This is a genomic window from Neorhizobium huautlense (assembly GCF_002968575.1).
GTDB classification, from domain to species: domain Bacteria; phylum Pseudomonadota; class Alphaproteobacteria; order Rhizobiales; family Rhizobiaceae; genus Neorhizobium; species Neorhizobium huautlense.
The window spans coordinates 182,505-207,321 of record NZ_PVBM01000008.1 but is presented as its reverse complement, the minus strand read 5'-3'; the positions used below and the strand labels follow the sequence as shown (position 1 = coordinate 207,321).

At 60.5% G+C, this 24,817-nt stretch carries 21 protein-coding genes; 7 read left to right on the top strand and 14 right to left on the bottom strand.

Going from position 1 to position 24,817, the window contains the following annotated elements; translation table 11 throughout:
• Window positions 1-9: 9 nt before the first annotated feature.
• From C5L12_RS11780 to trxA, 4 genes are all read left to right on the top strand, one after another.
• Entirely contained in the window at window positions 10-744 is a 735-nt protein-coding gene (locus C5L12_RS11780) for a nucleotidyltransferase family protein (RefSeq protein WP_105372227.1), read from the top strand.
• A 9-nt stretch (window positions 745-753) separates the two neighbouring features.
• On the top strand, window positions 754-3,948 hold the full coding sequence (addB, locus tag C5L12_RS11775) for a double-strand break repair protein AddB (RefSeq protein WP_105372226.1): 3,195 nt from the start codon (window positions 754-756) through the stop codon (window positions 3,946-3,948).
• Window positions 3,941-7,483 (top strand): double-strand break repair helicase AddA, encoded by a 3,543-nt coding sequence (addA, locus tag C5L12_RS11770; protein ID WP_105372225.1) that lies wholly within the window; start codon window positions 3,941-3,943, stop codon window positions 7,481-7,483. The genes addB and addA overlap by 8 nt, the downstream gene beginning before the upstream one ends.
• Before the next feature lie 72 nt (window positions 7,484-7,555).
• Window positions 7,556-7,876, top strand: a complete 321-nt coding sequence (gene trxA / locus C5L12_RS11765) for a thioredoxin (RefSeq protein WP_105372224.1) — start codon at window positions 7,556-7,558, stop codon at window positions 7,874-7,876.
• Window positions 7,877-7,960: 84 nt separating this feature from the next.
• On the opposite strand, the gene C5L12_RS11760 is transcribed toward trxA, so the two are convergent.
• The 9 genes from C5L12_RS11760 to C5L12_RS11720 all read right to left on the bottom strand — a co-directional run bounded on the left by C5L12_RS11760 (window position 7,961) and on the right by C5L12_RS11720 (window position 17,379).
• Window positions 7,961-9,304, bottom strand: coding sequence for a bifunctional folylpolyglutamate synthase/dihydrofolate synthase (locus tag C5L12_RS11760; protein ID WP_425350779.1), 1,344 nt, complete (start codon window positions 9,302-9,304; stop codon window positions 7,961-7,963).
• Window positions 9,305-9,345: 41 nt separating this feature from the next.
• Window positions 9,346-10,242, bottom strand: a complete 897-nt coding sequence (gene accD, locus C5L12_RS11755) for an acetyl-CoA carboxylase, carboxyltransferase subunit beta (RefSeq protein WP_105372222.1) — start codon at window positions 10,240-10,242, stop codon at window positions 9,346-9,348.
• A 41-nt stretch (window positions 10,243-10,283) separates the two neighbouring features.
• Complete coding sequence (gene trpA, locus C5L12_RS11750; RefSeq protein WP_105372221.1) at window positions 10,284-11,123, bottom strand: tryptophan synthase subunit alpha; 840 nt, start codon at window positions 11,121-11,123, stop codon at window positions 10,284-10,286.
• Between the two features lies 1 nt (window position 11,124).
• Window positions 11,125-12,345, bottom strand: a complete 1,221-nt coding sequence (gene trpB / locus C5L12_RS11745) for a tryptophan synthase subunit beta (protein WP_105372220.1) — start codon at window positions 12,343-12,345, stop codon at window positions 11,125-11,127.
• A gap of 10 nt (window positions 12,346-12,355) precedes the next feature.
• Window positions 12,356-13,012, bottom strand: coding sequence for a phosphoribosylanthranilate isomerase (locus C5L12_RS11740; protein WP_105372219.1), 657 nt, complete (start codon window positions 13,010-13,012; stop codon window positions 12,356-12,358).
• 560 nt (window positions 13,013-13,572) lie between these two features.
• Window positions 13,573-14,334, bottom strand: coding sequence for a M48 family metallopeptidase (locus tag C5L12_RS11735; RefSeq protein ID WP_105372218.1), 762 nt, complete (start codon window positions 14,332-14,334; stop codon window positions 13,573-13,575).
• 87 nt (window positions 14,335-14,421) lie between these two features.
• Window positions 14,422-14,844 carry a DUF2852 domain-containing protein gene (locus C5L12_RS11730; protein WP_105372217.1) on the bottom strand — a complete coding sequence of 141 codons (423 nt, stop codon included), beginning with the start codon at window positions 14,842-14,844 and terminating at the stop codon, window positions 14,422-14,424.
• A gap of 147 nt (window positions 14,845-14,991) precedes the next feature.
• The gene (locus C5L12_RS11725; protein ID WP_105372274.1) at window positions 14,992-16,275 is read right to left on the bottom strand and encodes a polyhydroxyalkanoate depolymerase; all 1,284 of its coding nucleotides are present in this window, start codon (window positions 16,273-16,275) and stop codon (window positions 14,992-14,994) included.
• 261 nt (window positions 16,276-16,536) lie between these two features.
• A complete protein-coding gene (locus C5L12_RS11720; RefSeq protein ID WP_105372216.1) occupies window positions 16,537-17,379 on the bottom strand; it encodes a fumarylacetoacetate hydrolase family protein in 843 nt (280 codons plus the stop codon).
• 157 nt (window positions 17,380-17,536) lie between these two features.
• On the opposite strand from C5L12_RS11720, the gene C5L12_RS11715 reads away from it, so the two are divergent.
• Window positions 17,537-18,136: a nitroreductase family protein gene (locus C5L12_RS11715; protein WP_105372215.1), complete on the top strand. Its 600-nt coding sequence runs from the start codon at window positions 17,537-17,539 to the stop codon at window positions 18,134-18,136.
• 142 nt (window positions 18,137-18,278) lie between these two features.
• On the opposite strand, the gene gyrB is transcribed toward C5L12_RS11715, so the two are convergent.
• The 5 genes from gyrB to C5L12_RS11690 form a co-directional block, all read right to left on the bottom strand.
• Entirely contained in the window at window positions 18,279-20,714 is a 2,436-nt protein-coding gene (gyrB, locus tag C5L12_RS11710; protein ID WP_105372214.1) for a DNA topoisomerase (ATP-hydrolyzing) subunit B, read from the bottom strand.
• Window positions 20,715-20,854: 140 nt separating this feature from the next.
• The gene (locus tag C5L12_RS11705; RefSeq protein ID WP_105372213.1) at window positions 20,855-21,220 is read right to left on the bottom strand and encodes a helix-turn-helix domain-containing protein; all 366 of its coding nucleotides are present in this window, start codon (window positions 21,218-21,220) and stop codon (window positions 20,855-20,857) included.
• Window positions 21,217-21,789, bottom strand: a complete 573-nt coding sequence (locus C5L12_RS11700; RefSeq protein ID WP_105372212.1) for a Smr/MutS family protein — start codon at window positions 21,787-21,789, stop codon at window positions 21,217-21,219. The genes C5L12_RS11705 and C5L12_RS11700 overlap by 4 nt, the downstream gene beginning before the upstream one ends.
• Window positions 21,786-22,904, bottom strand: coding sequence for a murein transglycosylase A (gene mltA, locus C5L12_RS11695; RefSeq protein WP_105372211.1), 1,119 nt, complete (start codon window positions 22,902-22,904; stop codon window positions 21,786-21,788). Before mltA ends, C5L12_RS11700 begins: the two co-directional genes overlap by 4 nt.
• Complete coding sequence (locus tag C5L12_RS11690) at window positions 22,901-23,599, bottom strand: Tim44/TimA family putative adaptor protein (protein ID WP_105372273.1); 699 nt, start codon at window positions 23,597-23,599, stop codon at window positions 22,901-22,903. The genes mltA and C5L12_RS11690 overlap by 4 nt, the downstream gene beginning before the upstream one ends.
• Before the next feature lie 124 nt (window positions 23,600-23,723).
• Here C5L12_RS11690 and C5L12_RS11685 point away from each other — a divergent pair, with 124 nt between their 5' ends.
• The gene (locus C5L12_RS11685; protein WP_105372210.1) at window positions 23,724-24,245 is read left to right on the top strand and encodes an FxsA family protein; all 522 of its coding nucleotides are present in this window, start codon (window positions 23,724-23,726) and stop codon (window positions 24,243-24,245) included.
• Window positions 24,246-24,330: 85 nt separating this feature from the next.
• Entirely contained in the window at window positions 24,331-24,807 is a 477-nt protein-coding gene (gene secB / locus C5L12_RS11680; protein ID WP_105372209.1) for a protein-export chaperone SecB, read from the top strand.
• The last annotated feature ends 10 nt before the right edge of the window (window positions 24,808-24,817 follow it).

Sequence of the window (24,817 nt, the reverse complement as noted above, 5' to 3'; positions counted from 1 at the left end):
ACAGCAGGCATGACCATCATCCAACAGGCCATGGTGCTTGCCGCGGGCCTCGGCACCCGTTTGCGGCCAATCACCGATACGATGCCAAAGCCGCTGGTGCCCGTCTCCGGCAAGCCGATGATCGATTATGCGCTCGACGCTCTGGCGGATGCCGGCGTCAGGCGCGCGGCCGTCAACGTCCACCATTTTGCCGGCATGATGGAGGCACATCTTGCAGCTTATCCCCGTCTGCAAATCGTGATCTCGGATGAACGTGCGGCGTTGATGAATTCCGGCGGAGGTCTCGCCAAGGGAATCAAACTGCTAGATCCGGGTCTCCTCTACGTCATGAATGCCGATCTTTTCTGGATCGGCGAAAAACCAGGCGCAAAGACGAACCTTCAGCGCCTTGCGGAATTTTTCGATCCGAATGCGATGGATTTGGCGCTCCTCTGCGTCCCCCTCGAACGGACCACCGGCCACAACGGCAAGAAGGATTTTCAGCTCGACCCGGATGGGCGCCTCTTTCGTTATGCCGATGGCGGCGATAACCCAGTCGTTTATGCCGGCGCGATCGTCATGCATTCCTCCCTCCTCGATGAGGCGCCGGCGGATGCCTTCAATCTCAACATCTATTTCGACCGGGCGATCGAAAAAGGCCGCCTGTTCGGCATGATGATGGAGGGAGAATGGATTACCGTCGGCACACCGGAAGCCCTGCCTGCCGCCGAGGCGGTCATTACCCGCCATTCAGCGGGAGCCTGAGCCGTGGATATGCGGCAGAAACGCGTGTTTTCCATCCCGCCGGGCGCGCCGTTTCTGAAAACGCTGGCCACTGCCCTTTGTGAAGGGCGCCTCGATGAGACGTTCCGTTACGATCCTTCCGAACCGCTTTCGCTCGCAAATGTAACGATCTTCGTGCCGACGCGGCGTTCCGCCCGCGTGTTGCGCTCGGAATTCGTCGATCTTCTCGGCGGTCGCTCGACGATCCTGCCGGTCATTCGTCCACTTGGGGAAACGGACGACGACAGCGGCTATTTCGACCTTGCGGCACCGGAGGAAATGGATCTGGCGTTGCCGATCGGCGGCACCGCTAGCCTCCTGGAACTCGGGCGGCTGATCCTTGCCTGGCGCAACCAGCTTCCGAAGATCGTGCTCGACATACATTCGGAATCGCCGCTTGTGGCCCCCGCAAGCCCCGCCGATGCAATCTGGCTTGCCCGGGCGCTTTCCGAGCTCATCACCGCGGTCGAGACCGAGGAGCGCGACTGGTCTGACTTGAAGAACCTGAACACGGGTGAACATGCGCTCTGGTGGCAGCTGACTGCGGAGTTCCTGTCGATCGCCAGCGCCTTTTGGCCGGCGCGCCTGGAGGAACTCAAACGTTCTTCGCCGGCAAGACATCAGGCAGCAATCCTGCGTGGCGAGGCTAAAAGGATCGCTACACGCGATCACAAAGGGCCTGTTATCGTGGCGGGCTCCACAGGTTCCGTGCCGGCCGCGGCCGATCTGATCGCAGCCATTTCCCGGCTGCCGAACGGAACCGTGGTCCTGCCCGGTCTCGATCTTTCCATGCCGGCGGATCAATGGGCGACGATCGGCGAACACGCCATCGACGGCTTGTCCGAACCCGCAAGCCGCAGCCACCCGCAATTCGGCCTATGGCGGCTGCTGCAGAAGCTCGGCGTCACGCGGGACGATGTCCGCATCCTGGGTGAGGTGCCGGACGAACTGATATTCCGGGCAATCGCAATCTCGCGGGCCCTCGTCCCCGCCAAGGCAACCGATCGCTGGAATAGCTGGCGGGAAGCGGCTGACCCTCACCAACTCGGGCGGGCATTCGCCGAAGTATCCCTCATTGAGGCCGCCAACGAACGCGAAGAAGCCGTCGCGATCGCGATTGCACTGCGTCTGGCGCTCGAGGAACCCGGCAGAAACGGCGGAGACAGCCAGGCTGCGCTGATCACGCCCGACCGGATGCTTGCCCGCCGGGTCACCGCCGAACTCGCACGCTTCGGCGTCATCGCAGACGATTCGGCCGGTTCGCCCCTTTCCGGCACGCCGCAAGGCACGATCACCCAGCTCCTGCTGGAAGCGACGCTGCGGCCGGGAGATCCGGTGGCCATCGTCGGACTTCTGAAGCACCCCCTCCTGCGTCTCGGCCTCCCGTCGGGCAACCTGCGCACCGCCGTCGAAGCCTTGGAGGTTCTGGCGCTGCGCGGAGGCGTGGGCGACATGGACATATCCGCTCTGGAGCCGTTGCTTGAAAAGCAGCTCGCCGATCAGCTGGACGACAGGCACCCGCCCCGTTGGCGGCTCTCTTTGACCCGAGAAGCGGCAGACCAGGCCCGTGATCTGGCCCGCCGCCTATCCAAAGCGGTGGAACCGCTTGCCGGCGCGCTGCTTCGCAGACGTCCCGATGGTCGCGGGCTGACGACCCGGCTTCTCCTTTCCGACTGGGCGGAGCGAACCGGTCGGGCGCTGGAGGCGATCTGCATAGACGAAAAGGGAAATCTCGCTGCCCTCTGGTCAAGCGAAGCGGGAGAGCGGCTGGCGAGCCTCCTGTCGGAGGTCATCGACACGGACGGCCAGATGGAGGCTGACGGGCCGCAATGGGTCGATATCGTGATGGCGCTGACGACGGGGGAAGCGGTAAAGCCACGCACCCTCAGCCATCCGCGTGTCTTCATCTTCGGCACGCTGGAAGCCCGCCTGCAGAGCGTCGACACGATGATCCTCGGCGGGCTGAACGAGGGCTCCTGGCCCGGCCAGACGGTGAACAACCCCTTCCTTTCCCGGACGATGAAGACGGATATGGGCCTTGAGCCGCCTGAGCGGCGCATAGGACAGCTGGCTCACGACTTCGAAATGGCCTGCGGAACCCGCCACCTCATCCTGTCGCGTTCGTTGCGCCAGGGTTCCACCCCGACCGTGGCCTCGCGCTGGCTGCAGAGGCTGGTTGCGCTCGGCGGCAAGTCCTTCGCTGACGAGTTGAAAGCCCGCGGCCAGCAATACCGCGACTGGGCCGCGGTCATCGATGCAGGCGAGAGGCAGGATCAAGCCAAGCGCCCTGCTCCGAAACCGCCGGCCGAGCTGCAGCCGACGAAATATTCCTTCAGCGAAGTGGGCCGGCTGCGCCGCGACCCCTATTCCGTCTACGCCCGCCGCGTCTTGCAGCTCGATCCGCTTGCACCATTCAATCAAGATCCAGGCGCCTCGGAACGCGGCACGCTCTATCACGCCATCATCGATCGCCATACCCGCGAAGGCCACCAACCCGGATCGCCGGCAGCAAGCGAAGCGATGAAGCGAATCACCGAGGAGCTCTTCGACGCCGCACAATTGCCGCCGCATATCGATCAGGTCTGGCGGCCGCGTTTCCGGCACGTCGCCCGGGCGTTCCTCGATTGGGAAACCGGCCGCGCTCCGGACGTCCGCAAGACCTTGACGGAAGTCGGCGCCGGCTGGGAGCTGGAGCCTGCCGGCATACGCGTCACCGGCATTGCCGACCGCATCGACATCACGGGCTCCGGCCAGGCCGATCTCATCGACTACAAAACCGGCCTCAGCCCGTCCGTCTCGCAGGCACGGGCGTTGCTCGACCCCCAGCTGGCGCTCGAAGCAGCCGCCCTGATGGCGGGGGCATTCCGTGACGCGGGGCCGCTGCAGCCGAAGGACCTCGTCTATGTCCGCCTGCGGCCCGGAGACCGTTTCAAGTCGGAAAAGGTCAACAACGAGGATGCAAACGCAACGGCGAAACGCCAGCCCAAATCAGCCCTGGATCTCGCCCAGGAATCGCTTGAGCAGCTTACTCGTTTCGTCGTTGCGTTGCGCACCGGTCAAGCCGGCTTCGCATCCCGGCTGATCCCGTTCATGCAAGGCGATTTCGGCGGCGAATACGACCACCTTGCCCGTGTGGCGGAATGGTCCACCGCGGATGACGACGGGGAGGCCGAAACGGATGAATGACCACCTTCCCGAGGACGACGATCCGCTGCGGTGGATCGACTGGACGACAGTGCAGCAGTCGCTGGCTTCCGATCCTGTCAGTTCCGCTTGGGTATCGGCCAATGCCGGCTCCGGCAAGACCCATGTTCTGACCCAGCGTGTCATCCGGCTTCTGCTTTCCGGATGCCGGCCCTCTTCCATCCTCTGCCTCACCTACACGAAGGCTGCGGCGTCGGAAATGTCGAACCGCGTCTTTCAGAGGTTGTCCGAGTGGACGGTGCTCTCCGACGACGAATTGCGGAAAAGAATCGCAGCCATCGAAGGACAGGAGCCGGATTCGTTTAAACTTGCCGAAGCACGGCGGCTGTTTGCAAAGGCGCTGGAGACGCCGGGCGGCCTGAAGATCCAGACGATCCACGCCTTTTGCGAGGCGCTGCTCCACCAGTTCCCGCTTGAAGCCAATGTTGCCGGCCACTTTTCGGTTCTCGACGACCGCGCAGCATCCGCGCTGCTGGCGGAAGCCCGCCGCTCCCTGCTGACCGCCACGTCCGCGGAAGAGGACCCGGAACTTGCGGAAGCGTTCGCGCATGTACTCGATCTCGGTGACGAATTCGGCCTCGAGACCTTGCTGTCCGACATTATTTCGAACCGCACCGCGATCCGCCGCTTCGTCGCGCGGGCGGAGCGCCACGGTGGCGTCGGCGTTGAATTGAAACGCGCCTTCGGGCTTCAGCCGGCGGATACCGAAGAGAGCATCGCAGCCGGCTATTGGCCGCTGCCAGCTCTTTCAGGCCTGACGCTCGACCTCTATCTGGCCCTGGCCGACCAGAAAGGGGGGCAAAAGGTAACGGAGGTGGCCTACGGGCTTCGGATGGTCCAAAAAGAGCCCGATGTCTTCAAGCGGGCTCAATATCTCGACCAGATTTTCCTGACACGCGAAGGCAAGCCGAAGGCGGACAGCTCGCTGGTCGCCAAAGCCATGGTCACGACCGCGCCGGAACTCGCCCAGGCGATCGATGCCGCCCGGATGCATGTCGTCGCCTGCCGCGACCGGCTGCGCCTCGTCCGCATGTTCGAAGCCACCAAGGCGGCACTGGCGCTCGCCCGGCGGCTCAACGAAGATTATGAGGATCTCAAAAAGCGCCGCAGCCTGCTCGATTTCGAAGATCTGATTGCTCGCACCGCCGACCTCCTCACCCGCGAGGGCGTCGGTGCCTGGGTGCATTACAAGCTCGATCAGGGCATCGACCACATCCTTGTCGACGAGGCGCAGGATACCAGTCCCATCCAGTGGACGGTCATCAAATCGCTTGCCGAAGATTTCTATTCCGGCGCCAGTGCGCGGGCGGCCCGGCGCACGATCTTCGCCGTTGGGGACGAGAAACAATCTATCTATTCTTTCCAGGGCGCGCGGCCGGAACGTTTTGCCGAGGAGCGCAGCGAAACCGAAAGGCGGGTGACGGGAAGCGGTCAACCGTTCCATCCGGTACGGCTTCCCCTCTCCTTCCGCTCCACCGCCGACGTGCTGGCCGCCGTCGACCAGGTGTTTTCGCTGGAAGAAAATTCGAGGGGTCTCAGCGCGCTGGGCGAGCCCGTTCAGCACCGCTCCAACCGGATCGGTCAACCCGGGGCCGTCGACTTCTGGGACGTCGTGATGCCGGAAGCCTCCGAGCAGGAGGAGGATTGGACCGCGCCTTTCGACTCGACGCCCGATAAGGCCCCGTCCGCCATTCTTGCAAACCGGATCGCCAACAGGATCGGCGAAATGATCGGCAGCGAAACCATTATCGAGAAGGGCATCGAGCGACCGATCGAGCCTGGCGATATCCTCCTCCTGGTCCGCAAGCGCGACGCTTTCGTCAACGCGCTCACCCGGGCGTTGAAACGGCGCGACAACATTCCTGTCGCCGGTGCGGATCGGTTGCGGCTGACCAGCCACATCGCCGTGCAGGACCTGCTGGCGCTCGGGCGTTTCCTGCTGCTTCCTCAGGACGATCTGTCGCTCGCCGCTCTGCTGAAAAGCCCGCTCTTCAATCTTTCAGAAGAAGATATCTTCGAGGTTGCAGCGCTCCGGCCGGCAAATACGAGCGCCTGGACACAACTCAACCGCCTGGCGGAAGAACAGCCTTTGCGGTTCCGCAATGCAGCGGACCGGCTGCAGCATCTCCTGACGCTTTCGCGGGAGGTCAGCCCGCATGATCTCTTTGCACGGATTCTCGGCCAGTATGGCGGCCGGCGTAAATTCCTTGGCCGGTTCGGCACCGAAGCCGGCGACATCCTCGACGAGTTTCTAACCTTCGCCTTGGATCACGAAACCAACGGTCTGCCTGGGCTGCAAGCCCTCGTTTCCACCCTGGAGCTGGAATCTCCCGAGGTGAAACGCGAGCAGGACGGCGGACGAAACGAGGTTAGAATTATGACCGTGCATGCGTCCAAGGGGCTAGAAGCACCGGTCGTTTTTCTCGTAGACAGCGGTTCGAAAGCGTTCATTTCCTCCCATGTGCCAAAGTTCAGATTGCTGAGGATTGCGGGTGAGGAAGTGCCGGCCTGGGTTCCGGGGAAGGGGCTTGCCAATGCCTTCACGGCGGCCGATGACGAGCGGATAAGACGGTCGACCGAGGAAGAATACCGCCGGCTTCTGTACGTTGGCATGACCCGAGCCGCAGACCGGCTGATCGTCTGCGGCTACCGCGGCAAGATCGATAATCCCGACACCTGGCAGGCCATGATTGCCAGGGCGCTCTCAGCCGACGAAAACCGCTGCAAGCCGGTGCAGTTCTCCGGTGCGGACGGGGAATGGAGCGGCTTTCAATGGCGGCTGCCTAGAACTGCCGGCAGGATCGAGAAAACTCAGGAAAGGGTCCCGGCGTCAGGAGACAGAAGCGCTCTGCCTGCCGCCCTCTCCCGGGCGCTACCGCCGCAGACGCTTTTGCCTCGGCCATTGAGCCCGTCGGGCGCCGGTGCCATGATCGATGACGATGCCGACGATCTGATCCTCACGTCACCGCTGTTCGGCGAGGAAAAAAGTGCGGGTCTGGCGCTACAGAAGGGCCGGCTCGTACACCGCATGCTGCAGATGCTGACGGAGTTTCCCGAGGCCGAGCGGGAGGCCGCCGCCCGGCGCTATGCGGAGCGGGCCGCACCCTTCTGGCCGAAAGCCGAGCGAGACAATCTCGTCGCCAGCGTCATGTCGGTGCTTTCGCAGGCCGAGCTCCGGCCAATCTTTTCCGAAAAGAGCCAGGCCGAGGTCTCGATCATGGGGACGCTGGCTCTGGAGGGAAAGGACTATGCCATTTCCGGGCGCATAGACAGGCTGGTCGTAACCGAGGATCGGGTGATCATTCTCGACTACAAGACCAATCGCGTTCCGCCAAAGACGCCTGACGACGTGCCCTTTGCCCATCGCGCCCAGCTTGCTATATACCGGGAAATCCTGAAGCCGCTTTATCCGGCAAAAGACTTCGACTGCGTCCTCGTTTATACTGAAACAGCTGCCGTTATCACCCTACCGCCGGAACTCATCTCACGTTCGCTTGCGGAACTCAAAACAAAGTGAGATCACGGCCATTGAAAACTTTGAATGCCCGTCTCACATTTAGACCAACAGAGAATCGTGAAGGAGAGCCCTATGGCTACCGTGAAAGTCGATAACAGCAATTTCCAGTCCGAAGTCCTGAATTCGGCCGAGCCGGTCGTCGTGGATTTTTGGGCCGAATGGTGCGGCCCCTGCAAAATGATCGCTCCGAGCCTCGAGGAAATCGCCACTGAGCTGGCGGGCAAGGTGAAGGTCGCAAAGCTGAACATCGACGAAAACCCGGAACTGGCAGCCCAGTTCGGCGTGCGCTCGATCCCGACGCTCGCCATGTTCAAGGACGGTGAAGTGGCCGACATCAAGGTCGGGGCCGCTCCGAAGACTGCCCTTTCGGCTTGGATCTCCAGCGCCGCCTAAGCTTTTTACCCAGCATGACCTCGAAAAACCCGGTTGTCCCCTGCAGCCGGGTTTTTTGCTGTTTCCGACTCCGGAAAAGGACCCTTATTTCGGCGGAGTGCCATTGTCGGCAAGCACGTTGCCGGCGAAATAAAGCGATCCGCCGATAAGGATACGGGGCGGCGGGGCTCCGGGCAGCTGCCTTTCCGTAATTTCCCGCAAGGCTTCCTCCGTCGAGCCCGCCGGTTCCGCGACCAGCCCTGCATCGAAGGCGGCATGGGCCAGTACCACGGGATCGAGTGCCGACTCACTGCCCCTGATGCGGACGGTGAAGACATGTTCGGCAATGTCTGCGAACGCCCGGAAATATCCGACAGGATCCTTGGTATTGATCATCCCGGCGATGATATAGAGCGGCCGAGGCTGGCGCTCCTCGAAGGCGGCCATAGCTTCGGCAACCACCTCGCCGGCACCGGGATTGTGTCCGCCGTCCAGCCAGATTTCCGCGCCTTCCGGCGCATGAGCCAGAAGCTTGCCTTCGGTAATCCGCTGCAGCCGGGCCGGCCACTCGACGGTTACCATCGCCGTTTCCATCATGGCTTCGGTCACCGGAAAGCCTGCCGCCTTGACGGCTCGGATCGCCGCTGCGGCATTGGCATATTGGTGCCGACCGGGAAGTCTTGGCAGCGGCAGATCAGCAAGGCCAAATTCGTCCTGGTAAATCAGGCGGCCGAATTCCTCGTGGGCGGAAAAATCCTGACCGTAGACAGACATCGGACAGCCCAGCCGCTCCGCGGTGGAAATCAGCGTATCGTGGGCTGCCTCAAATTCCTGGTGCCCTATGACGACCGGCCGGCCGCGCTTCATGATGCCCGCCTTTTCCGCAGCGATCAGTTCCACGCGATCACCAAGATAGGCCTGATGATCCAGCGAGATCGGCATGATGACGGAGACGGCCGGATCGGAAATGACATTGGTGGCATCGAAACGGCCCCCCAAGCCGACTTCGAGGATGACCGCATCGGCCGGCTGCTCGGAGAAGAGCAGAAAGGTAGCCGCCGTCAGAATTTCAAAGACCGTAATGGTCTGGCCGTCGTTTGCGGCAGCAATACGTCGCAGCACATCCGCTAACATGGCATCATCGACCAGCTGGCCTCGCCCACCCCTGACGCCGATCCGGTAACGTTCGTGCCAATTCACGAGATGTGGGGAAGTATGAACATGCGTTGCATAGCCGCCCGCCTCGAGCAGCGCCCGGCAGAAGGCCGTCGCGGACCCCTTGCCGTTGGTGCCGGCCACATGGATGACCGGCGGCAATTTCTTATGCGGATTGCCGAGGACTTCGAGAAGCCGTGTGATCCGATCAAGCGAAAGGTCGAAACCCTTCGGATGAAGGGCCATCAGCTCGTCGATTTCCTGTTCAGCCGCGCTGACAACGGGCTCGTTCATCGTGCTCATCCCGCCGCTCCGGCTCTCGACACGTCAATCGGTCAGGCGCTGGCCGCAACCGGTGCTGCAATCGCCTGCTGGATCGGCTGCTTCGTCAGCATTTTCAGGATCCTTGCCAGCGTCGACGGGATGTCGTGACGCTTTACCACCATATCGACCATGCCGTGTTCAAGCAGATATTCCGAAGTCTGGAAACCTTCCGGCAGCTTCTCACGCAGCGTCTGCTCGATCACCCGCTTGCCGGCAAAACCGATCTCGGCACCCGGCTCGGCAATGTGGACGTCGCCCAGCATTGCATAGGAAGCGGTGACGCCGCCGGTCGTTGGATTGGTCAGCACGACGACATAGGGCAGGCCCGCTTCCTTCAGCATGTTGACCGCAACGGTGGTGCGTGGAAGCTGCATCAGCGACAGGATGCCTTCCTGCATGCGAGCGCCGCCGGAGGCCGGGAAGATGACCAGCGGGCACTTTTCCGACACCGCCCGTTCGCAGGCCCTGACGATCGCCTCGCCGGCCGCCATGCCGAGCGAACCGCCGATGAAATTAAACTCGTGAACGACGGCGACGAGCTTCAGACCCTGCACCTGCCCGACGCCGGCCAGGATGGTATCCTCCTGCTCAGTCTTTACCCGGCTGTCCTTGAGGCGATCAGCATAACGTTTGGAATCGCGGAACTTCAACGGGTCCTGAGCGACCTTCGGCTGCGGCAGCGATTCGAAGTGGCCGCCGTCAAACAGATCCTTCAGTCGCGCCTTGGCTGGCATCTTCATGTGATAACCGGATGCGGGAATGACCCACTTGTTCTCTTCCAGATCCTTGTGGAAGACCATTTCGCCGGTTTCCGGGCATTTGATCCAGAGGTTTTCCGGAACGTCCCGGTTTGGGCGGCCAAGCATGGAATTGATACGTGGCCGGACATAATTGGTGATCCAGTTCACTTGGGCGTACTCCCGTTGGAATCTTGCCTAATGTGGGTAAACTATTCGGCGGCAACAAGGCGGGCGGCGCGTACGCCGGTCGCCAGGCCGCGAACCAGGGTCGAAACAGCTGCGACTGTATCCGGACCTGCCGCGCCGTCCTTCGTCAGGCTGCCCGCAATCTGCGCGACGATTGCCGAGCCGACCACAACGCCGTCGGCCGCAGCGCCAATCGCCTTGGCGTGATCGGCCGTCTTCACGCCGAAGCCGACGCAGACGGGCAGCTTTGTGTGGCCCTTGATGCGCTTGACGGCGCCCGAAACCAGCGACGGGTCCGGCAGAGCCGAACCGGTGATGCCGTTCATCGAGACGTAATAGACAAAACCGGACGTGTTCTTGAGGACCGCCGGCAGACGCTTGTCATCGGTGGTGGGTGTTGCGAGCCGGATGAAGTTGATGCCCTTGGCAAGAGCCGGGATACAAAGTTCATCGTCCATTTCCGGGGGCAGATCGACGACGATCAGGCCATCGATCCCGGCCGAGATTGCGTCATCGAGAAACTTGTCGACGCCGTAGACATAGATGGGATTGTAATAGCCCATCATCACGATCGGCGTCTCGTTGTCCCCTTCGCGGAATTTCCGCGCCAGTTCCAACGTCTTTGAAAGCGTCTGCCCGCCTTTGAGCGCCCGCTGGCCGGCCATCTGGATCGCCGGGCCATCGGCCATCGGATCCGAGAACGGCATGCCGAGCTCGATGACATCGGCGCCCGCCCCCGGCAAAGCCTTCATGATGTTCAGCGACGTTTCGAAATCCGGATCGCCGCCCATGAAATAGGTGATCAGAGCGGGACGGCCCTCGGCTTTCAGAGCCGCGAAACGGTTGTCCATACGAGCTGTCATGTCAGAGTTCCATTCCGAGAATCTTGCCGACGGTGAAGATATCCTTGTCGCCCCGGCCGGAGAGGTTCATCAGGATGATCTCTTCCTTGCCCATTTTCGGCGCGCGCTTGATGACTTCTGCGAGGGCGTGGCTCGGCTCCAGTGCCGGAATGATGCCTTCGAGCCGCGTCAGAAGCTGGAATGCGTCCAGAGCTTCCTGGTCCATGATCGGCACGTATTCCACCCGGCCGATGGAATGCAGCCAGCTGTGCTCAGGGCCAATGCCCGGATAATCGAGACCTGCCGAAATGGAGTGGCCTTCGAGGATCTGCCCGTCTTCATTCTGCAGCAGATAGGTGCGATTACCATGCAACACGCCCGGCGTGCCGGCGGTGATGGAAGCGCAATGTTCTTCGCCCTGAAGCCCGCGGCCGCCTGCTTCGACGCCGACGATCTTGACTTCCTGATCGTCCAGGAAGGGATGGAAGATGCCGATTGCATTGGAGCCGCCGCCAACGGCGGCGATGACGACATCCGGAAGCCTGCCTTCCGCTTCTAGAATCTGCTCCCGGGCTTCCACGCCGATGACAGATTGGAAGTCGCGAACCATTTCCGGGTAAGGATGCGGGCCGGCGGCCGTGCCGATCAGGTAGTAGGTGTCGTCGACATTTGTGACCCAATCACGCAGCGCCTCGTTCATGGCGTCCTTCAGCGTGCCGTTGCCGGCCGTCACCGGCTTTACTTCCGCACCAAGGAGCTTCATGCGGAAGACGTTCGGCGCCTGACGCTCCACGTCGGTTGCGCCCATATAGACGACGCAAGGAAAGCCGAAGCGGGCCGCTACCGTCGCGGAAGCCACGCCATGCTGGCCGGCACCGGTTTCCGCGATGATCCGGGTCTTGCCCATGCGCTTGGCGAGCAGGATCTGGCCGATGCAATTGTTGATCTTGTGCGAACCGGTATGGTTCAGTTCTTCGCGCTTGAAATAGATCTTCGCCCCGCCGAGATGCTCGGTCAGGCGCTCGGCGAAATAAAGCGGGCTTGGACGGCCGATATAGTGAGCGCCGAGATCCGCCAGCTCCTTCTGAAAGGCAGGATCGGTCTTTGCCTTCTCCCATTCGCCCTGCAGATCCAGGATCAGCGGCATCAGCGTTTCGGCGACGAAGCGTCCGCCGAAAATGCCGAAACGGCCGTCCTCGTCAGGGCCGGAACGAAACGAATTGGGTTGTGGCGTCTGGTTCACTCTCAACTCCTTAGGCGATCTTCTGCCGCGCTGCTGCGATAGCATCGAAGACCGCATCGATCATGCCAAGGTCCTTGACGCCCGGCGCACTTTCCACACCGGACGACATATCGATACCGGTTGCGCGGGTGGACGCGAGCGCGGCAGCGACATTATCCTTGTTCAATCCCCCGGAAAGCATGTAATCCACGCTTTCGTCAAGCGAAGCCATCACACTCCAGTCAAAGGAAACGCCGTTGCCGCCCGGAAGTTCGGATCCCGCCGGGGCCTTGGCATCGAACAGGAAACGGTCAGCGACGCCGATATAAGCGTCGATACGGTCGAGATCGCCGGCCTCCCTGACCGAAAAAACCTTCATGACCGGCAGGCCGTAGAGCGCCTTCAAGTGCAGGACGCGTTCCGGGCTTTCGTTGCCGTGCAACTGCAGGATATCCGGACGGAGCAGTGAAACGATGTCGTCCAGCTCCTCGTCGTCGGCATTCACCGTGACGGCGACGATCTTCACGCGCCCCCGGACACGGTCCGCCAGCTCGCCAGCAACCTCCGGCGCAATATTACGCGGGCTTTTGGGAAAAAAGATAAAACCGATATGCGTGGCGCCCCGCGCCACGGCGCGATCGACAGCCTCTGGGGTCTTCAATCCGCAGATCTTGATATCAGGTTTCATGAGGTGCGGGAGTGACACGAAATCTTGCCGAAGTCGAGGCAAATCGTGCCAAGACGGATTGGCCCCTTGGCGATCTTCGGGTCTTGCGGGGCTCGCCCGGGAGGACGAGCGTTTGGTCTTTCGTCATCCTCGGCCTTGAGGCGAGGATCGGCCGGGACACGTCGTGTGCCTCGTAAGTAAATTTATAGGTGACACGCGACGTGCCCCGTTCGGTGTGTTTTTCCGCGCAACTCCGGTTCCTCTGCGGCGGCCCGTTTGTCGATGATGTTTATCAGGGCCGGTTTGTGTGCGACACACGCACGCCCCGCCGGTTCCGGCGAGAGGGGAACCATTTTCTGCGCAGCCCCTGACGATCCGCTTGCATAAGGGCGGTTCGCCAGATCACCGGTCCCGCCTCGCCGGTTATGCCGGCCGGTGTAGCCGAAGCGGGACAGGGAAATTGTAGGCGGAGCCCATGGGGCGGGGATGGGATTTTTGTTAAGCTATTGAAAAATCCGGCACCAGGAGCCGTATTTTGCCCCTCTCCCGCTGAGATAAAGAGAAGATGTGGCCCGTGGCGATCAATCAAAATCGATTGCATGGAGCTGCGACCCATGCTGCTTCAGCCATTTGCGGGCCTCTTCCATCCGCGGGCAGAGTTCCTTGCAGAGCGCCCAGAACTTCGGACCGTGGTTCATCTCCTTCAGATGCGCCACCTCATGGGCTGCGAGATAGTCGATAACCAGTGGCGGGGCCATGACGATGCGCCAGGAAAAACTCAGGTTTCCATCCCAGGAGCAGGAGCCCCAGCGGCTGCGGGTATCCTTCATGGTGATCGACCGAACCGGCTTGCGGATCGCGGCAGCATGGCGAGCAACAAGAACCTCCAGATCCTTGCGCGCCTCCTTCTTGAAAAAGGCCGAAAGCCGTCGGCCTATGTGACCCTCAAGTCCGCTCACCTTTAATACCGGTTGACCGTCCAGTACCAGAGCCTCGGTTATCCCTCTCAGGGAGCCAGTATGCTCGATGCGGTGAGACACGCCACGAAATGGAACGCAGCCGCCCGGGCGAATGGGGTTTTCGGTGGAAAACTTCGCAAGCCGTGTCAGCAGCCATCCCTGATGACGGTCAAGAAAATCCTCGATCTCGTGCCGCCGCAACCCAAGTGGTACCGTGAGATTGAGAGCCCGACCGCCCGGCTCGATCCGGAGCGTGATGCGGGTGGCCCGACGATTTTCCCTGATCGTCAGCGGCATTGCGCGATCGCCGACATCCAGGGTGCGCTTCACCGTTTCGAGGGGTCTCGATTTTGTGCGGGGGGGCTTTTTCAGAAGCGCGAACATTCTTTCTTTCTAACCGATTCCCTTCCCTAAAAAAGCCGGCGTTTTCGACGCCGGCTCCATTCTGTTTCACGTGAATCCAAGCAGGAGTTACAGGTCGACGACCGGGTTCTCACCGGAAGGCCGATTCTTGCGCTCGCGCATGAAGCGGTCGAACTCGTCCTGGTCCTTGGCTCGGCGAAGCTCGCGGACGTAGGAATCGAATTCCTCGCGCATCTCGTCCAGCTTACGGCGCTCTTCTTCGAGGCGGTCGAGCTCAGCCTTGCGCCAATCGTCGAACGCGACGTTGCCCGTCGAGAAATGCGTGTTGTAACGAGACTTCGCCCGGCGGCAGCCGGCGAACATGCGATCGGCGCGATCGTTTGCGTCGCGCTTGAAGCCGCGAAGCCTGTCTCCGAAGAGGATATAGGCAAGCATGGCGAGGCCCAACGGCCAGAAGACCACAAAACCGAGCACCATGAGAGCGATGGTGGCCGGCGTCCACTCCGGACGAATCAATGCTGACTGGTTCATAGGTCACACCCTAAGGTTTTCAGCGGGTGGCCGCATGCCAGCCCGACTGAATTCGATTTGGTGAGCGTATGACCCCCCTTCAAGAAGGGGAATCATTAAATTCAAGAAGATGCTGAAATATATGCCGGAAATTGGAACGAGACGGTCTCAGCCGGCCTTGCCGCCCTTGATGATCCGTTTGAACGGCGTCGTCCTGGATGGTGTGCGGGCGTGCTTTTGGGTGAACGCAACGATCCGGGGCGCGATCTCGCGACGGAACCGCGACCCGTTGAACACGCCGTAGTGACCGACATCCGGCTGCATGTAATGCTGGCGCATGTCCTCCGGGATGTTCGCGCAGATGGTCTGTGCCGCCTGCGTCTGGCCGAGACCGGAGATATCGTCGTTTTCTCCCTCGATCGTCAGCAGCGCCACATTGCGGATGGCCGACGTATCGACGGGGATGCGGCGATGCATCATCTCGCCCTTCGGCAGCGAATGCTTGATGAAGACCGTGTCTACCGTCTGAAGATAAAATTCTTCGGTGAGATCCATAACGGCCAGATATTCGTCATAGAAATCCCGATGCTTTTCAGCCGACTCGCCGTCGTTCTTGACAAGGTGTTCATAAAATTCCTTGTGCGCGACGAGGTGCCGGTCAAGGTTCATCGACATGAAGCCGGAAAGCTGAAGGAAGCCTGGATAGACACGGCGCATGAAGCCCGGCTGCGGCCACGGCACGTTCATGATGACGTTTTCGCGGAACCATTCGAGCGGCTTCTGCTGCGCGAGATCATTGACAGCCGTCGGATTGATGCGGGTGTCGATCGGCCCGCCCATCAAGGTCATCGACGCGGGGATCATCGAATCCTGCTGGGACTCCATGACGGCCACCGCCGCCAGGACCGGCACCGAGGGCTGACACACCCCGATCACATGCGTACCAGGTCCGATGACATGCAACATCTCGATGATGTAATCGATATAGTCGTCCAGATCGAACCGTCCCTCGGACAAGGGCACCATCCGGGCGTCGATCCAGTCGGTAATATAGACATCGGCATGGGGGAGAAGCGCTTCGACAGTACCCCGCAGAAGCGTGGCATAGTGGCCGGACATCGGCGCAACCACCAGAATCTTTTGATCCTGCCCCCTGTCGCCCGCCACGTGGCGTTTGAAATGCAGAAGATTGCAAAAAGGCTTTGCCCAGACGACCTCCTCGGTCACCGCAACAGGCTTTCCGTCAATCGTGGTTTCGGCGTGTCCGAAAACCGGCTTACCGTAACGACGGGTCACCCGCTCAAAAACTTCCAAACCTGCCGCGACGGTTCGGGCCATGGTGGTCTGCGAGAAGGGGTTGAGGGGATTGGCATAGAAAAAGCGCATGGCATCCGCAGCGGCGCGGAAGGGCGCCATGACGGCGTGGTTCATCTCATAGAGCTGATAGAACATCGAGGTGCCACCTTTCTTGATTTCCGACAGGGTATTCGGCAGGGGCATCGAACCAATCGGTTCGTTATTTATGGGGGAACAGGCTAGCACTTTTCTATTGCGATGCAACATCTGGGAGAGAACCGGCTGGACATGCCTGAGGGCGGAACGAGCGGAACACAAATCATCTGTGCTCTATAGAATGGCACGCAAGCCTTAAGGTTCCGTGATGGCCGGGCAGATACGGACTCCCACAGGCAAGGATGGGAGTCCGTCAATCACTTATACATCGGCGACAAAGGTCTGGCGCTGGCTGCCAAGGCCTTCGATGCCAAGCTCGACGACGTCTCCGGCCTTTAGGAACCGCGGAGGCTTCATGCCGAGGCCGACGCCCGGAGGCGTTCCTGTAGAAATGATGTCGCCCGGATGCAGCGACATGAACTGGCTGAGATAGGAAACGAGATAGCCGACGCCATAGACCATGGTTCTGGAAGAACCGTTCTGCATGGTTTCGCCATTGACCTTCAGCCACATGCCGAGGTTCTGCGGATCCGCGATCTCGTCCTTGGTGACCAGCCAGGGGCCGACAGGGCCGAAGGTGTCGCAGGACTTACCCTTTGTCCACTGGCCAGCGCGCTCCGTCTGGAACGCGCGTTCGGAAACGTCGTGGCTGACGCAATAACCGGCGACGTAATCCATGGCATCGGCTTCGGAGACGTATTTGGCGGTCTTCCCGATCACAACGCCGAGCTCGACTTCCCAGTCGGTCTTTTCCGAACCCCGCGGAATGAAGACGTCGTCATTCGGTCCGCAGATCGCGGAAGTCGCCTTCATGAAGATGACCGGCTCCGGCGGAACGGTCGCACCGGTTTCGGCGGCATGATCGGAATAGTTGAGGCCGATGCAGATGAACTTGCCAGTGCCGGCGACGCAGGCGCCGATGCGGCTCGGCTGAAGCTCGGGCAGACTTTCCGGATCGATCGCCGCAATCTTAGCAAGTCCCTCCGGCGATATCGCCGAACCCGCTATATCGGCCACGTGGCCGGAAAGATCGCGAATCTTACCATTGCTATCGACCACGGCCGGCTTCTCCTGGCCCGGCTCACCAACGCGCATCAGTTTCAAGGAATCTCTCCTCCGGTTGTCAGACAAGGCGCGTTTATGGATCAAGAGCCACTGCTTGTCACGTCCGTTTCCGCGGGAAAGTGACCTGTTGCCCTCGGCCGGCTGTCGACTATGTAGATGTCTGTGATATTTTTTGCCAACCCGCCAAGGGAAGTTCATGACCAACAGCAATTCCCGACAATCCGAGTTTCCCATCGATGCCTTTTTCCTGGATCGGTGGTCGCCGCGGGCCTTTACGGAGGAGACGATCAGCCAGGAGACGATGCTGACGATCCTGGATGCCGCCCACTGGGCACCGTCCTCCGGCAACAACCAGCCGTGGCGATTCATCTATGCACTTCGCAGGACTGCTTCGTTCCCCATTCTGGTGGACATCCTTGTCCCCGGCAACCAGCGCTGGGCAAAGAATGCCGCCGCACTCGTGTTCGTCGTCTCGAAAACATATCGGGTTTCCAAAGACGGCGAACGAAAGCCCGCCTATACCCATTCCTACGATACCGGCGCTGCCTGGTTTTCCGTCATCTGCCAGACGATGAAGCTTGGTTATCACGCTCACGGCATGGAAGGTTTCGACAAGGAAAGGGCGATCGAGGCGCTCGGCATTCCGGAAGGCTATCGAGTGGAGGCGGCGGCGGCGATCGGCCGGATTGCCGATCGGAGCACGCTTCCCGACGATCTTGCCGAACGGGAATTCCCGAGCAAGCGGAAGCCCGTTTCCGAAATTGCCTTCGAAGGCAGGTTCGCGGGGGAACCATGAGGCTTGGCACCGAGATTTAAGAATTGTTTCACGTGAATCCCTATCCACAGGAAAGATTCACGTGAAACATTTTTACTCTGGACATAGAAAAAGCGGCGGGCATTGCGACCCGCCGCTTTTATTGTCGTCCGGTGCCGAAACGTCAGATGTCGAGGTTGGCGACGCTGAGCGCGTTCTCCTGGATGAATTCGCGGCGCGGCTCGACCTCGTCGCCCATCAAACGCGAGAAGAGACCGTCGGCGTCCGTCGCATCATTGACCTTCACCTGCAGCAGAGAACGGACGTTCGGATCGAGCGTCGTTTCCCAAAGCTGCTCGGCATTCATTTCACCGAGTCCCTTGTAACGCTGCATGGAGAGGCCCTTGCGGCCGGAGGCGAAGATCGAATCCAGAAGTGCACGCGGACCCGGAATCTCCTGCGCCCCTTCCTTGCGGCTGAGCACCGGCGGCGTGCGGTAGATTTCCTGCAGGCGCGCCGTCATCTGATCGATATGGCGGGCATCCGCCGAGCCAATCAGGGCAACATCGACGACCGCGACCTCCTTGACGCCGCGCACCATGCGCTCAAAGCGCAAGCCGCCTTCCGTCGTCACATGGCCGGACCAGCCCCGCTCCGTTTCTTCGGCGATCATGTCAAGCCGCCGGGCCACTTCATCGGCCGTCTGCCGGGCGCGTTCGGGGTTATCCGTCAGCTCCGGATTCAACGCGCCGGCGATCGCCGCCTGCTCGATGATCGAACGGCTGTAACGGGAGTGCAACCCTTCGACCAGGGAGCGAAGGCGAAGGGCATCTTGAATCACTTCACGCAGATCCTGACCAGCCCTTACCTCTCCGGAGCCGAGCGTCAAGGTCGCGTCCTCCAGACCCATGCCAATCAGATATTCCTCAAGCGCCTTCTCGTCCTTCAGATACTGGACCGATTTGCCGCGCGTCACCTTATAAAGCGGCGGCTGGGCGATATAGATATGTCCGCGTTCGATCAGATCCGGCATCTGCCGGAAGAAGAAGGTGAGCAGAAGCGTTCTGATATGAGCGCCGTCGACGTCGGCGTCCGTCATGATGATGATCTTGTGGTAACGCAGCTTGTCGACGTTGAACTCGTCCTTGCCAATCGACGTGCCGAGCGCCGTGATCAGCGTACCGATTTCCTGGCTCGACAGCATCTTGTCGAAACGCGCGCGCTCCACATTCAAGATCTTGCCGCGCAAGGGCAGGATCGCCTGGTTTTCGCGCGAACGGCCCTGCTTTGCCGAACCGCCCGCCGAGTCGCCTTCCACGAGGAAAAGTTCGGACTTTGCCGGATCACGTTCGGAGCAATCGGCGAGCTTGCCCGGCAACGAGGCAATGTCGAGAACACCCTTGCGACGGGTGAGTTCTCGCGCCTTGCGAGCCGCCTCGCGGGCGACGGCGGCTTCGACGACCTTGCCGACCAAGATCTTTGCTTCGGTCGGATGTTCCTCGAACCAAGTGCTAAGAGCCTCGTTAACGAGGCTTTCGACCACTGGCCGGACTTCCGAGGAAACAAGCTTGTCTTTCGTTTGCGACGAAAACTTAGGATCCGGGACCTTGACGGAAAGCACCGCGGTCAAGCCCTCACGGCAGTCTTCCCCCTGCAGTGTGACCTTTTCTTTTTTGGTGATACCGGAGGTGTCGGCGTAAGACGTGACCTGGCGGGTCAGCGCGCCGCGGAAACCCGCCATATGGGTGCCCCCATCGCGCTGCGGAATGTTGTTGGTGAAGCAGAGCACGTTCTCGTGGTAGCTGTCGTTCCACCACATCGCGACTTCGACGGTGATGCCGTCCTTCTCGCCCTTGATGGCGACAGGCTTTTCGACCAGCGGTTTCTTGGCGCGGTCGAGATAACGGACGAAGGCTTCCAAACCGCCGTCATAGAGCATCTCTTCTTCACGGATATCCGGCTTGCGCTTGTCCGTTAGCCGGATTCTCACGCCCGAATTCAAGAATGCCAACTCGCGAAGACGATGCTCGAGGGTATTGTAATCGTATTCCGTCATGGTGAAGGTCTGCGGGCTTGCGAGGAAGGTAACCTCAGTGCCGGAGCGGCCTTCATACTCCCCGATAACCTTCAGCGGCGCATCGGCGACTCCATGCGTGAAGGAGATCTCGTGGACCTTGCCGTTGCGCCGGATGCGCAGTTTCAGCCAGACCGACAGAGCATTGACGACGGAAACACCAACCCCGTGCAGACCGCCGGAAACCTTGTAGGAGTTCTGGTCGAATTTTCCGCCGGCATGGAGCTGCGTCATGATGACTTCCGCAGCCGACACACCCTCGCCGGTGTGGATGTCGGTCGGAATGCCGCGACCGTTGTCCGTCACGGTGACCGAGCCGTCAGGGTTCAGCGCCACGGTCACCAGATCGGCATGGCCGGCCAGGGCTTCGTCAATCGCGTTGTCCACGACTTCATACACCATGTGATGCAGCCCGGAGCCATCGTCGGTATCGCCGATATACATGCCGGGACGCTTGCGGACAGCATCGAGACCCTTCAGGACCTTGATCGAATCGGCACCATATTCGGCACTCGCGTCATTCTCGCTGACGGGTGTATCGGTCATCAATTTTCTTCCAATCGTTTTGAGATGCTGGCCATGCGAATCACCAGCTATTCCACCCCCGAAATATAGGCAAACCGGGGCGGTTTCTAAAGGTTGGTCCTTGGGAACACGGCATGAAAGCCGTGGATGGGCGCCGAAAGTCAATCCAGAGGAGGGTTTTTCTTCAACAGCATGTCCATTCCTTCTATCACATCCGGGGCCAAAGTGCGAATCCGTTGCGCAAGCCGGTTTGCAAAGGCGGTGTAGGAGGCCGGCATGCCTGACGTGTCCAGAACCACCTTCGGATGAGAGTCCGCTGCGAGCCCGAACAGTTCTTCTGCCTCATCCCAGATGATATTAAAATACCCGGCAATTCTCTGCAGGAGCTCGAAGGTCGGCTTGCCGCGCCGCCCGTGTTCAAGCGCAGAAAGATAGGCTGGCGTAACGCCGATCGCTTCAGCCAGCATCCGCTGGGTGATACCCCTTCGGCGGCGTAGTTCACGAAGCGCCTGACCGAAGGGCGTCATTCGCGCTCTTCCCCATGAGCCCGGCTGCGGGCAAGACGGACATACATCGCACCTTCCCCGCCGTGATGGCGTGCGGCCCACTCGTACGACGATATCAGAAACCGGAATTCGGCCTTTGAAAACCAAAGGGGCACGGCGCGGCGCAAAGCACCTTCACTACCCATCGAGCTGCCTTTTCCGGTGATAACCAGCACATGACGAAGACCCCGCTCATAAGCCCGAAGCAGGAAATCGAGCAGCAGGTCATGGGCTTCGTCCTGGAAAAGGCCATGAAGATCAAGCCGCGCCTCGATCGGGAGCCGCCCCTTGGCGAGCTTCTTCTTGACCGGCTTTTCGAGCGGATGATGATGACCGACGGAGCGTTTCGGCTTCTTTGCGGTTTCGGCCACCGGGCTTCCCGGCAAAGGCATGGCTTTCGGTCGGACAGGTTGTTCCGCCATTAGTTTGGCCGCTTCCTGCTCTTCAAACTCGACGATTTCCTTCATCCGGCCCGGCAAGGCACGCGCAGACTTAGCCACCTTGCCCCAAAGGATTCGCTCTTCCGGATCGAGTTTGCGGCCACCCTTCATCCGCCGAACCTGTCCGCCAGATGCCTTGGCAGGAGAATATAAAAATCGGCTTCGTTGCGAACCGTCCCCGCCAACTCGCCTGCCTCGAACCCGGAGCCGGTAAAAATGTCGCCGCGCGAAGGGCCGACGATTGCGGAGCCGGTATCGAGAGCCAACATCAGGCGGCTAAAGGGCTTGCCACCATCCAGATGGGTCAGCGTCTCGGAGCGTATGAAGAAGGGAAAACCGAAGGTGTGTATCTGCCGGTCGACCGCCAGCGATCGGCGGGCGATCAGCGGCACCTTAGCCGCCGCCACCGGTCCTAACGACGGATCGGAAACATCCGCCTCCCGAAAGAAGATGTAGGAGCGATTGTGCCACAGGACCTCATCGACCTTAGCCGGATTCCGTTCAAGCCAACTTCGGATGCTCTGCATCGAAACCGTAGCCGGGTCGATTTCTCCCCGGTCGATCAGAAGCTTTCCGATCGGTGAAAACGGATGGCCCGCCTTTGCGGCATATGTGATGCGCCTCACTCTTCCATCGGGATATCTCAGGCGCGCCGCTCCCTGCACATGCGCGAAAAAGACATCCACCTTCGATCTGGCAAAAGCGATCTCGAGGCCTCGCCCCGCGAGAAAACCACGGTCTATCTCGCCGCGGTCCGGGTAAGCGACAATCCCGGTTCCGGATTGACGTCCAAACATGTAGCCGGAGTCCATTTCCGCCGGCCGGTTGGAGTCATCAAGATCGATCAGATCCGGAGGGCGGTAGTAGAAAGGATAGCGCCATGTCCCGTCGGATGTCTCGGAGACTTCCACTTCCGGCTCGTAAAAGGCCGTTACGAAACCCCGCCGCCCGTCTTGCCGGGCGATCTGAAACGGGATGCAATGGGCTTCAAAAAAAGCACGCGCCGACGCCGCATTGGAAGGGCTCTCGCTCGCCTTTTCAAGAAGGACCGTCAGATCCCCGGCCGTCAGGCCAAGCGAGCCGGTACGATATGGCTTGACCTTGAGGACATGCTCAAGACAGGACCTCATTCCGGGAAAAAGCGCACGGGGGTCCTCGTCCTCCCATCCCGGCAGATCCGTGAAGGCAACCCGCCGCAGCGCAAACCCAGCAGAACCGCCTGTCATTGCTCGGATTCGGTAGCGACCAGCTTCCAATTCGGGTCGCGGGAGCGGATGTCGCGGGCAAAAGTCCAGATATCGGTCACCTCGGCCACGGTTTCCTGGTCACCATCAATCAAGGTACCCGCCTTGTCGTAGGTAGCGGAGATCAGCTGGCTGATGATACGGACCGTAATCTGCGTTTCGGAATCCTTGATGACGGCGTGGGTTATGTCCGATTTGTCGATGCCGACAAATGTGGATTTTACCACTTCCCCCCTCGCCTCGCGTTCGGAGATCGCTGCATCGAAACCTTCATAGACTTCCTTCGAGAGCAGACCTTTAAGGGTCTTACGGTCGCTATCGGCAAACGCCATCACGATCATCTCATAGGCCATGCGCGCACCATTGAGGAAATCGCGCGGGCGGAAGGACGGATCCGCCCTCAAAATCTCCCGAAGGGAGGCATTGAGCGGCGTGTCAGGCTTGGCAACGGCATCAATGTCCAGATAACGCTGCTCGTCATCGGGAGCATCGCGGCGCGGCAAGGTCACAACCTTGCTGTCGTCTCCGCCCGGATTCTTCGCCACATCCCGCGGGCTGTAAGGATCGAACGGCGGTTTCTCGTTTCCCGTCCGCCGGCCGAGCACACTGCGCAGCTGAAGGAAGATCAGCACAGCGGCGACGAGGAAAAAGAGTGTTATAAAGTCGTTGGAACCCATATTGACCCGCAATGCCGTTTAAATCGTTGGTACAGCTTCTCATATAGTCCGCATCCGCCCATCATTCAAATAGCGAAGGCGTCAGTATCGACACGCGCGGGGCGAGATTAAAACAGGGAACATCATGCGTTTCTTTCTGCTGCCAATTCTTCTTCTGTGGCCATTGGCCGAAATTGCGGGTTTTGTCCTCGTCGGCCGAGCACTCGGACTGTGGGCGACACTAGGCCTCGTGGTCGGCACGGCGATCCTCGGCGCCATCCTGCTTCGCAGCCAGGGCATGCAGATCCTGAAACAGATTTCGGCCGAAAGCCGCGACGGCCGGATGCCCGGACGCACCTTGGTCGACGGTGCGATGATCGTCGTCGCTGGTATCCTGCTTTTGCTGCCGGGCTTCCTGACTGATCTTATCGGGCTCGCGCTCTTCATCCCCTTCGTGCGCAGCTTTCTGTGGTCCCTGGTCGGCAGGCGCATCGTCGTGATCCGCACACGCACGACCAGCCACTACGAGGGTAGCCGAACTGGACCGGCCGGCCAGAAACCAGGTCCAGTCGTCGATCTCGACGAGGAAGATTTTCATCGAGACGACAATTCTGCGAATTCCGGTTCGACCTCCCCTTGGGCCGGACCCAAAAGTCGGGAACCTTGAACGGGCCTGGAAGTTTGCCAGGGTTGTAAGGCATATTCCGAAATGTTAGAGGGCCTCAACGTTCCAGAGCCTCGAGGAAGTCCCAATGGCAGACGAAAACAACCAGGCCGCCCAGCCGTCCATCAACATTCTGGCGCAATATACCAAGGATCTCTCGTTCGAGAATCCCGGCGCGCCACGTTCGCTGCAGGCCCGCGACAAGGCTCCCGGCATTACGATCAATGTCAATGTCAATGCCAATCCGCTTTCTGAGGCCGATTTCGATGTAGTGCTGACGCTGAACGCCGAAGCCAAGGATGGCGACAAGGTGGTTTTTGCGGCGGAGCTCGTGTACGGCGGCGTCTTCCGCATTACCGGCTTTCCTCAGGAACATATGCTGCCGCTTCTCTTCATCGAGTGCCCGCGGCTGCTTTTCCCCTTCGCCCGCCAGATCGTCGCCGACGTCACGCGTAACGGCGGCTTCCCGCCGCTGATGATCGATCCGATCGATTTCGCCCAGATGTTCACCCAACGTATGGCTGAAGAGCAGGCTCGCTCGAAGGTCCAGGCCCTGAACAGTTGATTCAAGCGTC